This window comes from Flavobacterium sp., from assembly GCF_052437795.1.
In the GTDB taxonomy this organism is placed as follows: Bacteria; Bacteroidota; Bacteroidia; order Flavobacteriales; family Flavobacteriaceae; genus Flavobacterium.
In genome coordinates this window covers 926,168-940,669 of sequence record NZ_JBQVPA010000001.1, presented here as the reverse complement: position 1 = coordinate 940,669, position 14,502 = coordinate 926,168, and the positions used below count along the sequence as shown (strand labels likewise).

16 protein-coding genes are annotated in these 14,502 nt (G+C 38.2%); 3 read left to right on the top strand and 13 right to left on the bottom strand.

Annotated elements, in window-relative coordinates; translation table 11 throughout:
* Positions 1–137 precede the first annotated feature (137 nt).
* The 10 genes from ACT6R0_RS04590 to ACT6R0_RS04545 all read right to left on the bottom strand — a co-directional run bounded on the left by ACT6R0_RS04590 (position 138) and on the right by ACT6R0_RS04545 (position 8,487).
* Positions 138–974: a hypothetical protein gene (locus ACT6R0_RS04590; protein ID WP_444651715.1), complete on the bottom strand. Its 837-nt coding sequence runs from the start codon at positions 972–974 to the stop codon at positions 138–140.
* Positions 975–976: 2 nt separating this feature from the next.
* On the bottom strand, positions 977–2,839 hold the full coding sequence (locus tag ACT6R0_RS04585) for a phage upper tail fiber protein (RefSeq protein ID WP_444651714.1): 1,863 nt from the start codon (positions 2,837–2,839) through the stop codon (positions 977–979).
* Positions 2,839–3,366, bottom strand: a complete 528-nt coding sequence (locus tag ACT6R0_RS04580) for a DUF6712 family protein (protein WP_444651713.1) — start codon at positions 3,364–3,366, stop codon at positions 2,839–2,841. The genes ACT6R0_RS04585 and ACT6R0_RS04580 overlap by 1 nt, the downstream gene beginning before the upstream one ends.
* Positions 3,350–4,486 (bottom strand): hypothetical protein, encoded by a 1,137-nt coding sequence (locus tag ACT6R0_RS04575; protein WP_444651711.1) that lies wholly within the window; start codon positions 4,484–4,486, stop codon positions 3,350–3,352. Before ACT6R0_RS04575 ends, ACT6R0_RS04580 begins: the two co-directional genes overlap by 17 nt.
* Complete coding sequence (locus ACT6R0_RS04570; protein WP_444651710.1) at positions 4,486–4,734, bottom strand: hypothetical protein; 249 nt, start codon at positions 4,732–4,734, stop codon at positions 4,486–4,488. The genes ACT6R0_RS04575 and ACT6R0_RS04570 overlap by 1 nt, the downstream gene beginning before the upstream one ends.
* A 75-nt stretch (positions 4,735–4,809) precedes the next feature.
* Complete coding sequence (locus ACT6R0_RS04565; RefSeq protein WP_444651708.1) at positions 4,810–5,379, bottom strand: hypothetical protein; 570 nt, start codon at positions 5,377–5,379, stop codon at positions 4,810–4,812.
* A 79-nt stretch (positions 5,380–5,458) separates the two neighbouring features.
* Entirely contained in the window at positions 5,459–6,379 is a 921-nt protein-coding gene (locus ACT6R0_RS04560) for a hypothetical protein (RefSeq protein WP_444651706.1), read from the bottom strand.
* A 31-nt stretch (positions 6,380–6,410) separates the two neighbouring features.
* Positions 6,411–7,574, bottom strand: a complete 1,164-nt coding sequence (locus ACT6R0_RS04555) for an ATP-dependent Clp protease proteolytic subunit (protein ID WP_444651704.1) — start codon at positions 7,572–7,574, stop codon at positions 6,411–6,413.
* Between the two features lie 55 nt (positions 7,575–7,629).
* Positions 7,630–8,184 carry a M15 family metallopeptidase gene (locus tag ACT6R0_RS04550; protein ID WP_444651702.1) on the bottom strand — a complete coding sequence of 185 codons (555 nt, stop codon included), beginning with the start codon at positions 8,182–8,184 and terminating at the stop codon, positions 7,630–7,632.
* Positions 8,185–8,220: 36 nt separating this feature from the next.
* Positions 8,221–8,487, bottom strand: a complete 267-nt coding sequence (locus tag ACT6R0_RS04545) for a hypothetical protein (protein ID WP_444651700.1) — start codon at positions 8,485–8,487, stop codon at positions 8,221–8,223.
* A gap of 632 nt (positions 8,488–9,119) precedes the next feature.
* Between ACT6R0_RS04545 and ACT6R0_RS04540 the strand changes: the two genes are divergently transcribed.
* The 3 genes from ACT6R0_RS04540 (at position 9,120) to ACT6R0_RS04530 (ending at position 11,813) form a co-directional block, all read left to right on the top strand.
* On the top strand, positions 9,120–10,601 hold the full coding sequence (locus ACT6R0_RS04540) for a hypothetical protein (protein WP_444651699.1): 1,482 nt from the start codon (positions 9,120–9,122) through the stop codon (positions 10,599–10,601).
* The gene (locus ACT6R0_RS04535) at positions 10,582–11,433 is read left to right on the top strand and encodes a hypothetical protein (RefSeq protein ID WP_444651697.1); all 852 of its coding nucleotides are present in this window, start codon (positions 10,582–10,584) and stop codon (positions 11,431–11,433) included. Before ACT6R0_RS04540 ends, ACT6R0_RS04535 begins: the two co-directional genes overlap by 20 nt.
* Positions 11,434–11,501: 68 nt before the next feature.
* Positions 11,502–11,813, top strand: coding sequence for a hypothetical protein (locus tag ACT6R0_RS04530; RefSeq protein WP_444651695.1), 312 nt, complete (start codon positions 11,502–11,504; stop codon positions 11,811–11,813).
* A 41-nt stretch (positions 11,814–11,854) separates the two neighbouring features.
* Here the strand turns inward: ACT6R0_RS04530 and ACT6R0_RS04525 are convergent, their stop codons facing one another.
* The 3 genes from ACT6R0_RS04525 to ACT6R0_RS04515 are packed head-to-tail and all read right to left on the bottom strand — an operon-like array spanning position 11,855 to position 14,498.
* The gene (locus ACT6R0_RS04525) at positions 11,855–12,529 is read right to left on the bottom strand and encodes an SOS response-associated peptidase (RefSeq protein WP_444651693.1); all 675 of its coding nucleotides are present in this window, start codon (positions 12,527–12,529) and stop codon (positions 11,855–11,857) included.
* 47 nt (positions 12,530–12,576) lie between these two features.
* On the bottom strand, positions 12,577–14,022 hold the full coding sequence (locus ACT6R0_RS04520) for a Y-family DNA polymerase (protein ID WP_444651692.1): 1,446 nt from the start codon (positions 14,020–14,022) through the stop codon (positions 12,577–12,579).
* Positions 14,022–14,498, bottom strand: coding sequence for a LexA family protein (locus ACT6R0_RS04515; protein ID WP_444651690.1), 477 nt, complete (start codon positions 14,496–14,498; stop codon positions 14,022–14,024). Before ACT6R0_RS04515 ends, ACT6R0_RS04520 begins: the two co-directional genes overlap by 1 nt.
* Positions 14,499–14,502: the final 4 nt, after the last annotated feature.

Here is a 14,502-nt window from a genome sequence, read left to right as displayed (position 1 = left end):
CCATGTTTCAATCATAAGACTGAATTGCTGAGATGAAACAATTCTGTTTCCGTAACAATCAGAAACAATATTGCAATAGTGGTCTGTGCCAATTTGTTCACCGTGATACAGTGAAGGATTAGCAATTTTATATACTATCATAATCTTGAAAGATAATTATTGTATGAACTTTGGAATTGACCAACTTGAGTCTCTGAAAGGAAACCTCCAAAGATTAAAGTAGATAATCCGTGATTGCCATAGACTGACGTTGAGACCGAGGCAAATAATCCTAATCGTCTGTTGTTCCCATCAGCGGTATCAGTTGGTGTTGTAGTTGATGTCAATGTTGAATTATTATAGTGGTACCTCGCATTAGGTGTATTATCCTTAGTAGTTATCTTGTAGCCAAGTCCACTAAGATTCACGGTTACACTTGTATTACTAGCAGTGTTTATCCTGTGTCTGGTTGTGGATGTGTTAATTACAGTCATCCTGTCTGTATCAATTGCACAGGCAATCCTGCCTGACACTCCCCCAGCTGTATTTGCTTTATACACATAACCTCCAATTGTAGCACCTGACAACTTGTAGTTTGATGAAACACTAGTCAAATAGTTTGTATCAATATACCCATCTACCCCATTACCTTCCCAGCCTTGGTTAGTGTATGCCATACCCCCATTTTTTGTAGCCAATGCTGAAAATGGACTTTTCCAGTTAATCCTACTGAAATCAGCGAGAGAAGTATCATTATAACTGAAATTATAATACACATCCAATTGTTGCCAAATCCCATGACTTTTCAGTTGTTGGATAAGAACGTCAATAGTGACTTGTGAATTAAAGTTTGGTAGATTAAAGCCTTCCTGTTTACCTCTCGAAAGAAGTGTCAAGGTTTCAGTCTGGAACGGATAACTACCGCTGTATATCTTGCCATCAACTATTTTTATGGAAGATGCCTTGTAAGTGTTAGAGTTGATTATTATACTCATACCTACGAATTATAAGCCACCCAATATTCAAGCATTCCTGATGGAGCCGATGAATACGTTATGTATATTTTAGTGCTGTCGGCAGTTTTGTATAAGAAGCCCCCAGCATTTGAGTTCTTTGCATCAACGGTCAACCATGATGGTGTAGAACCTAGACCATGTGAAATACTTATGGTTGTTGTACCGTTCGCTGATAAACTTAAACTGCCTCTGAACTCTACATTATTGATGTTATATACAACATTTGGGTCGTAGCTCCCTAAAGCCTCATATTCTGACTTAGAACCGTACCAACAGCTTTTTACAAGATTTGGTGAACCACTGTCAAGATACAAGTATCTATCTAGTTGAGATAATACCACTACCTCAGTTCCTGTTGTAGCAGCAGATGCAGAAATTTTACCCTGCACTGTTTGATTACCGACCCATGTATTTCCTCCTGATAGTTTACCTTTAGTACTTAATGTTGTTTGAAGGTCTGTTTGAGCAGATAACGTCCCTGTGATACTACCCCAGCTACTATTGCTTCCACTTGTCACACCAGAGAGCAAGCTTAAGACATAGCCTTTATCTACCAATGACCTGTTGGTGTAACCGCTTGATACATCTGTAAAATAGTTAAATGGCCTGTCAAAGATTGTGTAGCTTTCACCAGAAAACTTTATTGCGCTTCCAGCTAAAGTTAGGCCTTGGCTTCCCCCATTAATCCTTATGCCGCCACCTTGACCATTAAGGTTGATTCCTTGAGAACTACCGTTAAGCGTTATTCCACCAGCATTACCATTGATAGATATACCATTGGCAGGGTTGGTATTGATTTGCCCTCCAGCTCCACCATATATTTGGAATCCATATCCAGCTGTGTTTATCTCAGTTCCGCCTGTAGTTAAATGAATTGCCCCATTTAACCCACCAAAATAAGTTTGAGTTGGTGTAAGTGCTATGCTGCCAACTCCCGACACGCCAAATTGAAACCCAGCTGCTGCAATTGAAATGTAATTTGGTGTCGTAGCAGTAGAGGATTCGTTCAGAACTTGTTGAAGGTTGGGTATCCCTACTGGCGGTATACTTGAATTGGTTGTAATTACAAAATCATCCTCAGTGAAATCATTTGTATCCAAACTTCCACCTCCATAAGTTCCAGGTTCGCCAATAAACAGTGCGAAGTAAAGCACATCATCGGTAGTATATGAAAAATAGTACTGCTCTGTTGTACTTGTAAATGCCCACTCGGTTGCATTTGCTACATTGACAAAATCCCCGTCATCAATTTCGCCAAGATAGTTGATTTGGCTATTTTCATCTTCATCAATATCATCTGGTGTGAGATTTTGAACTGAAATTAATTTGAAAAATGTGGAGTAAACAGGATTGGGATTGCTACCACTCGCAGAACCCCATTTTCCTTTACCTTGAAGAAAAATAAAGATGTATTTTTTAGTAATACCGTCGCTTGTTCTTAAGGCTTCAAATAAGACAGGTGTAGTTGTCTCACTTACAACAAATGACCACTCCTGAGCATTGATGAAAGTGGCGAGTTGGGCTGGGGTAATTTCACCTTCACCCTCAACAATACCGCATTGAATATAGGCAGCCTTATTATTTTGAGTACTGCCGCTGGTGTTCCCTCCGCTATTGAAAAGCAACGGGGCCAAAACGCTCATCAGGGCCTCTTGGCTATCATATATTTCACCATCAACCTGCACTTGGGAATAATGCGTACTTTCCAATAGCTGCATCCTCACATCATAAGCGTTATGAATAGCTATATGAGTATTACCAAGCTTTAATACAAGGTACTTTTTTACATACTTACGATTGTTGAATAAGAAAGTATTGTCATCAATATTTTGAATTATAACCATTATGCTATCCTCCTAAGTCTCATTTTTCTCTCACCTGTAACTATTGTATTGGAACAGGTGTTATATGCTGGGAACTGCGATGTTTTTTCTGTTAGGTACATCTTAATCAATTCCCATTTGCTTCCAGCCATTTGTGATTGCTCCTTAGCCCTATCTCTTAGTGCTGAATCAGATGCTGGTTCACTTCCTTGGTCGGTTTTCACTGTTGCGCCAAATGGCGTAAAATTTATATTAATCTGTGGTATATACCTCGACATAAAAAGGTCAATAAGCATCGCTTTTAAGCCTTCCTGATAATAGGTAATTTGAGGGTATTGCCCTGTTATTGAAAAGCTGCTACCACTTAATAGGTCTTGGTAGTTCTCACTATCTTTATTAGCAACCACATCAAAATAAAAGTTGATTCCAAGGTATTCTCGAATGTCATCGTGCGCTTGGGCAATGATTGGGTTAATTTTGTTCTCATCAACCTTTTTCCCTAGGTCTTTTACCAGCTTTATATCTTCAATATTAATTAGATACTGCATTATTTTCTAATGTTAGAATCGGTGTTATTGTCCAGTCATTTTCAGGATTAATTGGTTCGTGCCATCTTGAGAAGATTGTTTGGAATGCTTCGGTAATATTAGCCCTTTCTTCCTCTTTCGCTTCCCAATGGAGCTTTTTGGCTTGGATTATCAGCTCTCCGCTGTTGCCGAAAATGCTATTGTCGTTATCCTCAATTAGAATAGCTGGCACTCCAAAAGCTTTTCGTATTTTCTTTGCTGAACTTGTCTCTGTGTATTCCACTCTTTTATCATCAAAGTCACTTTCAAGATTTTTAATAATAAATTGGTCATCAAGATTGTCGCTTTCCTTATCAGCTTCTAAAATTAATACTCCATTGGTACTTTCGACCCCAAGCATATCTTGAATAGTTCCCTCAAAATCATTTCTTTCATAATCATTGTTGAACGGCTTTGTTATGAAGATACGTGTGCCGTAATTTCCCCTTGTAAGTCCAGCTTCTTTAAAAACACTAGCCATGTATTCAGTATTCATATCTCTTAAAACCGAATCACCATCTGACAAACTATATATATCATTGAAATCGGCTGTAATGTGTAATATTTGCCCTTTAAATTTGGACCAGCCACCTGCTGCCTCCACTTGGGCTTCGATTACGAGAGGATTGGGATTAAAAATATCAAATAATTCAAAATCTTTCTTATCTACCTTCTTTGCTTTACTCCTATCCCAATTGTTATAAACTACTATCTTTCCGCTATAACCTGTTGAATCGCTCTTTCCAATTCTAGCATCTGAACATGGTATTAACTCAACACTTGTAATTTGGTATAAAGCATTGTAATTGATATGAAAGAACAGATTATTTTGTTCTGAGAACTCCCTACTGGCTTGTCTGAATAGTTTATTTAAAGTAAGCCCCCTTTTGTTAACTAGAGCATCTTTTCTAACGTTAGAAAAACCTTTTCCGTAGATATATTTGCTGTTGATGTCAACACAGTTTTTAGCGGTTACTGAACTTCCAATAAGGCTTTTGATAAGCTGCGGATATGCGTTGTCATCGGACCATTTATATATGCCCTCAGTCTTATCAAATTTGATATTTAGCCTATTATCTACATCAATTAACTTAATCTTCATTATCCTTTGCTCATTCCAATCTTCATGTTATCTGGTAATACTGCAAATAGGCTTTTTCTATTTGGATTAACCTTTAGAAATGCTTCTATTTGGGCATCACTCGGACTATTCAATCCTATCTGGTCATAAGAAATTCCATCTCTTAATCTATATCCCGACACCAACTCGGCAACCGTTTCAATCTGCAATTTTTCAGGCTCCGTAGCTCCTGAGAGGGCCGTTTTCTTTTTACATTTTGTACAACTCATTCTTCTTCCTATTAGAAAAAAAGGTGGTAGCCTTTACAACCACCACCTTCTTTATCTCCTTCCTTTATTATCTTGTTAGTCAACCAACCTCGCATCAAATTTTGCCTTCATAGCAGCATAAGTACCTTCTTTCCAAATGTATTGATGGTATTGCTCTTCGAAGCCTTCTTGTGAGGCGAGAACAAAGGTGAAACTTGCGTCACTTTCCCCTGAATTTTGTGCGCCCTCGGTCATGAATAGTCCAGAAGTTAGCCCATAAATTTTAAATGCTTCATCAGTTCCCGCACCCCACTTGGTCTGTACTACGAGAACATATTCCCCATTAGCTAATTCGGCCACCCTGTGGGCATCTTCAACACCTTGCCCGAAGATACGGCAGTTGAAGGTATGGGAGAATTTATTCAGACCGTTCTCATTTGCTACAAATGAAGATGCGGTCGAACCAAGTTGTTTCACCCAGCCAATGCTATAAGCAGTTGCACCAGATGTCAGTGAAATATTGGTGACAGCTGCTCCAGACAGCGTTAACGCTGTTTTGTCAATGTCCGCTCTATTTATAAGCAAAGCTTTTGTCTCAAGCCCTGCTTTTGCTGGCTTCGAACAATCAAAGCCAATGTTATTTAGTAATCTTATATCACAACTCATTTAGTATCTGTATATCTATCCTATGTTATTTTCTAATATTAGAAATCAGGGGCTATTGCCACCCCCAATTCTACATTATTTAGGCTACCTTATAGGTTACAATTTGTGATGGGAATTTCACTTGTACACCAAGTTTAAAAGCAAGTTTCACTTTTACCTTCTCGGTCTCAAAAATGAAACCAGCTTCGGCTTTATCATCTTCACCTAACAGGTCGTGACCAGTTACGAAGTTGTTTGTTTCCCCTGCATACACTCTACCTGTCCCGTTAAGACCTGGCAAGGCATAAACTTTAACTGTGGTACCTGGTAATGTGAATGTGTCGCCACCATCAACTGAATAATGGAAAAGATTAGCATTCTTTAATGCTTGTGTATATGTTCTGTAAAGGTCCCTACCAATGAAAATACCAAGATTGGCAGAATCAAGGATTTCCGTTGGGATAGCTTCATAGATTTTATCCATCTGAGCCACTATGTTTACTGATGTTAGAGTTGCACCAGTTACCTTGATAACTTCTACCTCATTATCCAATTTTTTGATGAAACCGTCATACTTATTTAGATTGACATTACTTGCGCCTGTTAGTGTAATGTCACCTCTCCAAACAGCAATTTCATTCTGCATTGCAACTTTATCAGTTAGCGCATCAATAACTTCACCCTCGAAAGGTATTTCATCATCTGCACTACCAGCTTTCGCTTGAGAGTTAAGATATTTTGTATTAAGGTCTCTCGGGTCGTAATCGTGACGAACTGCTACAGGAGCAACAGTGATATATCTTTGAGAAAAAGTTGTATTACCAATTGATTGTATCGTTTGACCAGCTGCATTGTTTTGGAATGTTGCATCAACATCCATGTAGTTAAGTGCTTCTGAATGCTTGATACCTGTTTGCTTATCGAAAAGCTCAATAGTTTTACTACCGAAAATAGATTTCCTTAGAATTGGGAAATTTTGTTCATTTACATAATTCGCTAATTGCGAAACGTCATAAGCCATTTATATTTAAAAGTTATACTTCTTGTTATTCTTATTTTGAGTTAAGGATGGCCCAAGCTCTGTTCATCTGCTCGGCACTTGCCTTAACTGTGGAATTTGCTTCCTTTTTATTGTTGGGTTGGTAATCGCTACCAACTTGTTTTGCTAGGGCTTCATACTTGCCCTGTAACTCATTTACCTTCTCAGCGGCCATTGCCACCACTTCAAGCATCTTGTTATCGGTCTCAGTGGTTTCTTCTGCTTTTGAGCCTTCCAGTTCAGCAATCTTTGCTTTCAGTTCCTCATTCTCAGATTCCAATTCTGCAATTCTTGCATCCTTGTCATCGGCTTGTTCATCTTCTGTTGGAGCATCACCCTCAGCATCTTGTGGAGCATTCTCATCTTCTGTTGGCTCGGCTGGTAAAATCTCTTTTAAAACACCACCTTCGAATGTGATAGTGGAGCCATCAGGCATTACATGACTACCTTCTGCTGGCTTTCCGTCAATCGTAGCTTTCTCACCTTGCTCTGGAACATCGTTCGGAGCAAGCTCAGGGAAAACAACTTCAACACCTGTAGAATCCTGTAGTACCAATTCCGCTCTCACACCACTTAGTGATGCCATTGCCTTGTTGAATCTTCTCTGGAACTCTTTTGTTAGTTTGTTCATCAAACTTTCTTCTTCTTTTTCTTTGTTATTTGTAATCATTGCCACGGCTCGTTGAGCTGGCTGTATTGTTGTAGCAAAACCCAATTCAATCGCTTTGGTTGAGCTAATAAAACAATCTGTAGACAGTAATGATTGAAGGGTGCTTTTGTCAATTTCAAGCTGTTCACTATAAAATTTTAAAAGTCTATCCTCAGCATTCTTAAGTATGCTTAAATCAGCCATAACCTCGCTGTGAGAACCTTTAAATTCAGCCCATGGTAAATGGGCCATTAAAGGTTGTTCAGCATTTTCAGGGACTATTCTAATTGAACCAGCCATGAAGATTACGCTGGCAATGCTGTACGCTTGTGTTGCGTATGTTGTAACGTTTTGAGGAAGGTTTACTAAATAATCATATATATCAAATCCAGCATCAACATAACCGCCAACAGAATCAATCTTTACAATGAATTCCGTTGCAGTTTTTTGAGCTTTGACTTGCCTGATTATATCTAGAAGGTTGGTATCTTCACCAATTACTCCCGTTATGTGTATTGTTCCAATCATATATTAGAACTATACTGTCAAACAGGCTGAAAGTAAAGGGCTTCGTGTGATTATTTTAAAGTTTTGGATAAATATATTCTACACCTCCGATTACCTCTCTAATCACATCTCCCTTATCAACCTTTGCTTTCAGAGTTCTCCAAGTGTGATTAAATGTTTTCTCGAAGTGTGGCGCATCAACCAACTTACCTTTCCAGTCACCTCCCCAAACCCATCCTTTGCTCTTAAAGTAGTTGACCACTTCCATCCAGTCAGCGGTCCCGTCCTTATCATTATCAGCCTTAGTGTCCCAGCTTGCAGCCTCAAATACACCATCGCCATTTTTGTCTAATAGTAGAACAATATCAAACGCTAAAGAGTAGTTGTGAATGCTCTGGCCTCCCTTGGCATTTGTTACAATTCCTAATCTTCTTCCATTATTATCAAATAATTTGGTACGGCCCTGAGCATATAGTTCATCCTGCTCTTTAGTGGTTCTTAGGGTGTATGCAAAACGCAATCTAACACCCTTACCAAGAAGTTTTTGGTTAACGTGGGTATATGTATCCAAAACCTCTTTTCTGACGGCTGGATGCAGTAATTTTATCCTTTCTAATGTTATTAAATCCATGTAGAAAGGATAGCGCAATACTCATGAATGTAAAGTTTATTCTATCCCTATTTGCTCTAAGTAGGAATACAATTCTTCTCCTGTATCTAGAAATCTTCGGAGCTTAGGATAATTAATTTTGATTGGATTATACCTGATATATTCAGAAGCTTCAAGCCGTAATGCTAACTCATTAATATACTTTTCTTGCTCAGCTGACAACTCTTCGTTTTCCAAAACTTGAAATAGTACTATTAGAACCTCACAGTCATCACCCAAATTTTTAAACCTTAATGCCGAATCTAATCTTGATAAATAACTCATCTCTATTTTATATTTGATTAATAATACAGCAAAGGACCTGTATAGAGGAAAAATAAAATAGGACACTACTTTTCAGATGATATGCGGAATTTATGAATCTCTGAAACAGTCAGTAAATGCAAGGGTTTGGGAAGATTTATTCATACTTTTAAGTCACATATGACAGGGGTTAATTGTCATAATAATTTCTAATATTAGAATACAAAAATCAGTGTTAGCACCAGTAAAATAAGGGCTTAACGAAAAAAGGGGTGTAATAGGAGGCGAAGTTTTGGATTTCGAAGGCCAAGGGCTCCTATTACACCCCTTTTCTCCAAACCACCAGTAAAATAAGGGCTTAACACTGATTTTTCTTATCCTTATTAATGTTAAAATTATATTGAATCCGACTTGCAATGTGGTTAAAAATTCTGTATATTTGCATTATTCCCAACTTCTTAAAGAAAAAGATAAAAAAATGAAAAGTATTTAGCACTTTTCACTTAATCTACATATTTATATTAAAGGAGAGAATACTTCTATATCAAACCTCGGTTGCTGGGGATTAATTACCCCCAGCTCCTGCACCGAGACAAACAAGCAGGATAAGAATAATCACCCCATGTTGGGTGAATTGTTAAGCAGGATAAAAATTGAAAACAAAAAAGACTGAGAAAGCTCAGCAACAAGAGGTAAGATACATTCCTGAAAGTATCAACACTATCCTAGAGGGATTATACTACAAAAGAAAAGATGACTTGTATTGTTTGCTTGATATGATATATCGCAAACAACTCTACTACAAGAAAAGTAAATTGGCACAAGCTTATGGTTTTGTAAACATCAACTATAAGACATTTCGACAGCTAATTAGTAAAACAGATAACATCACCAAGGGCTTAGCGTTTCTTGAAGAAAATGGCTTGGTAATCATCAATCATCATTATTTAAATAGTGATACAAATTCATTTAGCAAGAGTTACCGTATTCCAAGTGACTTGTTAAGTAAAAAGATGGAGGTGGTTATTACTGATAAAACAATCAATAAGAACATTTCTAACGTTAGAAAAGGTATGCGAAAAGAAAAGGTTAAAGACCTTGCTGAACAACAGATGTCTTTCTTCAAATCATTTAAGATAGACAAGCAAAATGCACAGCTAGCCATAAGAGAAAAGACCGTTGATGAGATAAAAAAGTTAACCAAAGAACTGGGCTTGGAATATTCGAATGAAGTTATTGATAACCTCATTGATAGCAAGGGTAACTTTGCTATGTTCAGGGGAATGATTCTTAACAAGGAGGGTGGAAAGGCTTTTTTCAGCATAATGCACCGTATGATGCTCTCCCAGCTTCATGTTAATAGCATAGCCGATGGTTTCTTATTCTTTAAAAAGAGCGCAACCAACGGACGTTTATTCACCAACTTAACCTCACTCCCATCTTATCTGAGAAAGTTCATTATAAGCGATGAAAACCTAATTAATATTGACATCAAGACCAGCCAACCTTTCTTCATGTACACCGCCTTGATTGGTAAGAAGGGGATAAACAAAGATGAACTCACTGAGTACAGCAAAATGGTAACACAGGGGTTGCTGTATGAAACATTTGCCGAGAGGTATAGAACCCTTACAGGCACCAAGCCCCTAGCTGATGCAAAGGATGAGAGGGAATTTGCTAAGAAACAAATTTTCAAAATTTTCTTTTCTAGGGTGGCATCATTTGCAAAGGAAAAGAGTGTGTTCAGGTCCATCTTTCCAACGATAATGGGTTATATAGATGATACCAACAGGGTTGAAAACAATACACTTTCCCTGCAAATGCAGAATATGGAGAGTGACTTTATCACCAAAACAATTATGAATAAATGTAAGGATGAGAACATCATACCTCTTACAATTCATGATAGCCTGATAGTTGGAGAGACAACAGCACCAAGGGTTTTGCAAATACTAACCGAAACATTTAAGGATGTCTTTGGTGTTTGCCCTTCCTTCCATTACATCTATCTCCTTGAGGGAAGAGAAGAAGATGTTGAGGATGACAATGAAAGCTGGTTTATCTCAGAGGATGATTATGATGACAATAACGAGATTTTTGAAACGATTTATTTAGATGACAGGAAAACCGCTTAAAAAGGCGATTTTAAAACTAACAAAACAGCAATCTGCTATGTTTATACACTCTCTTGGAAGAGAGAAATTTGAAAATGATGTTGCCCTTAGTGGTGAATACACAATGTTATATAAGCAAATAAAGGAAGTAAAGCACATCAATATAAAGGAGGTTAATCAACTCCGTGAAATACTAATAAAAAAACCAGAATTTTTCACAGTGCAAGAGTATTCAACTTTCGTTTGTTTGATGCGTGAAGTTTGGTACGAAACAAAACAGAAGGTAATAGTATCAAAAGGTGGGAGAGTGATGTCTGATTACCTAAGACCTATCACCGTTAATTTAAAGGGATGCATCAAGCAAAGTTTGGACTTTGCTAAATTGATGTATTGCACATTCAATTCTGTTGAAGATATTATTGCTGTTACTTTCAAAGATGGTAATGATAGAAATTTCGCAATTGAAAACTTGGTAGAAACGACAATCAAAAATATGCCTCTAACGGAGGTTGATTTGAAAGAGGAAGAATATGAAAGAGGTTTAAAACCTCATAAACTATATGTGGCTATACTTGCAGGTTTTGGGGAGACGTTTTGTAAAATCGGGGTTACTTCACATAGTGTTTCAATTCGTTTTAAAGACCAAAATTATAGACCGATTGAATTTAAAGAATACGATTTTAAAGATGGTTTCGAGGCAAGAGGATGGGAGAGCCTATTATTAGAAAGAGTATTACCACACTCTCACAAATACTATCCAAACCACCCATTTTTCGGTGGCAAGAATGAATGTTATGATTATAAAATTTATAAAAATATTTTGAAATTTATAGATGATAAAAGAAGCGCATAGAAAGATACGAGCCAAGGTCCATAAGTGGCAATTCCAAGGCAGGACTCTTACGATAGAGACATATACCCATGCACCCAACACCATCAACTTTTTTTGGTGGTGTTCATGTGCCAGTTGATAAGGAGAACTACAGCCTCAGAGCCGTTTCAAGGCTTCAAAAGCAAATGAGACAACACTTGTATCATTACTTGGTAGATAATGGCTTAAATAGCGATAATTATATTTTAAAAGTTGACGCTCCTGAACGTGTCGGAGGTAAAACTGTCTTTCTTGACTTGTTGATGATGTTTGAGCCATCAATCAAAAGTGAGTTGAAAGATTTGGAAGATTTATGTGAAAAATACTCTTTATCCTTAGAAACCCTCAACTTCAAGGAATAATTGAAAAGGCCAATCATCGTTGGCCTTTTCAATTTATACTTCTATAGGTAAATTATACTTGCAGACTGTGATGGCTGCTGATTCTCAGGAGTTGCAACAAGCTGAATATTGCTCCTATCATAGAACTGCTCCCGAGGTGCGCCTCCCAACCAAGTCTTTTCTTCCAACTTGTTTAATACGACAGGCATACGTTTTGCACTGTTATGAATCTCAGCCATCATAGCATTAGCCTCGGTTGTAAGGAGTGTGAAGGAGAGTTTGCCATTGACAACGCTGTAAAGACCTGCAACGGCAAATAGCTTTCCATCGGGGCGGCCAATTTCGTAGGGAATCTTTTCAACCTTCTTAATTCGTGGAACGTGCTGCCACTCTTTGAAACTTTCCAAAAGGATTAGACAGCGGTTGCCAACCACGTCCCTATAAGAAGTGGTTTTATCAATATCTTCTATACGGGCCATGAGAGTATCTTTCTTATCTCTCATCTGCATCTTATAAAAGTCTTCGTAGGTCATATTTGATGCCCAATTTGGAATCAAACCCCAAAGAGCCATCAGAACCTTATCAGGGGCCTTATCGCAGATTATAGGCATTCTTAAATGCTCATGTCCGTTTACAAAGTGCTTCTTGTAGTCCAAAGTTTCTGCCCTGTGGAACCTAGCATCAAATTCTATTTCAATCTGGGTAGCATCTTGCCCAGGTCTTGCATTTCTACACATACCATCTTCATTATATTCAACTTCATTCTCACCGTTTTAATCAATAATCAAGCCACATTGTCCATTTCTACACTAAAGAGATTATCTTCCATTTCTTGTATCATTGGTGGATAATCCTTTACAGCATAATTGATAACCTTAGCAATACCAGTTCCGTTACCAATCGAGTGCGCCAAGTCCATATTAATCTCAAGCACATCAGCAATCTTACAGGTCCACTCTGGTCGCATAAAGTTTTGGCGCATATTAAACGTCTTTTGTGGCTGGGATGCCGCCATAAGGGTATTCTCTCCATATTTGCGGTTCATCTTATCAAATACCTTCATTAGCTTTGGATGGCGCTCATTTCTATTTTGGAAAAGGGAAACCTGAATTGTGTCGTCTGGCACGAGCTTGCTGAGGGTAACGCCAGCCTTCACATAAGAGAATCCCGATGCATATATTGCCCTTAGCATCGCTTGCGCATAATAGTTTATCTCGAATTGAGAATTGGTGCTGTAAGGCAACTTTACCCTGATGTCCTTATGCCGTTTGTTGTTCACAAACTGGCTTGTTGCAATAAATACCGAAATCTGATTGCAAAGCCTTCTTTGCTTTCTAAGTCTGCGGCACACGTGAGCAACATAGCTGGACAGCTGTTCTGATATATCTTCTCTCTTATGAAGGAAGGTCTCAAAGCTTCGTGCGCAATTCATATTATCATTTGGCTCCTCAATCTCTAAGTCCAACGCTTGTATTCCGCACAGCTCCTTATGCAGCCTCTCTCCGACTACTGTAAACTCCTGCCTTACGAATGCCCTATCAAGAAGAGTAAAGTCATAAGCTCTCTCAATATTCTTTCTCCTGCATGTATCAACATGCATAAGCGGAGTTGTTTGCACTTCTCTTTCCTCTAGGGTTATAAGCTTCCAAGTATGCTTACGTCCAATACCCCAAACATCTTCAATCTTGGTCCATTTAAGGCCCTTCACACGCAGTTCCTCGGTATTTATCCAATGTACATGACCTGTAAGTTCTGGGAATTTTTTTGCTACCTTATTTGAGACCTTTGCCAAGGCCTTTGTGGGAGCAAGTCCTACAGAGATTGGTATACCTGTACATTGCAGGACTTCCGCAACTGCTTGTTGCATATATGACTTTACATCAAAGTATTCATCAAAGCCTTTCAACTTCAAAAAGCTTTCATCCACGCTGTAGACTTCGATTGCATCAGTGTATTTTGAAAGTATTCCCATCACCCTATCCGACATATTGCCAAATAGTGCATAACAGGATGAGCGTATCTCCACCCCTAGCTGTTTATACCTCTCAATATTCAAGTGATAAACCTCACCCATCTTAATTCCCAAGTTCTTTGCTTCATAGCTTCTAGCAATTGTACAGCCGTCATTATTGGACAATACAATGATGGGTGAGTTCATAACCCACGGCTCAAACACCCGAAAAACGGATGCATAAAAATTGTTACAATCTATAAGAGCAAACCAAGTCATTATTTTATCATTTTATTCAGTGCCCAAGTCACTAGACCCCAGATAATCAAATTATCTCCTTCACTTAGAATCACATCATCAAAATCCTTATTAGCAGAAACTAGTTTTGTGATACCATTTTCCATATACACACGCTTTATTGTAAACCCATTGTTGAACACGCAAACAGCTATACAACCTGGGTAGTAACCCTTGCTACGGTCCACCACTACGTAGTTGCCATTTAGTATTCCTGCATCTTTCATTGAATCACCATTAGCCCTTATGAGGAAGGTCGCATGGGGATTACTATTCAATGCATCATTCATATCGACAGGCTTACACACATTATCTTCCGTAATCATAAAAGTTTCATTTGGGTCAATATTCAGTAAATCATTGAGATTGATTGATTCATGCGGGTAATCATTAGCAGGGCTTGCAAAACCACACGCCACACTTTGGTCAAAGTATGTAATAAATATATTTACCGACATCATT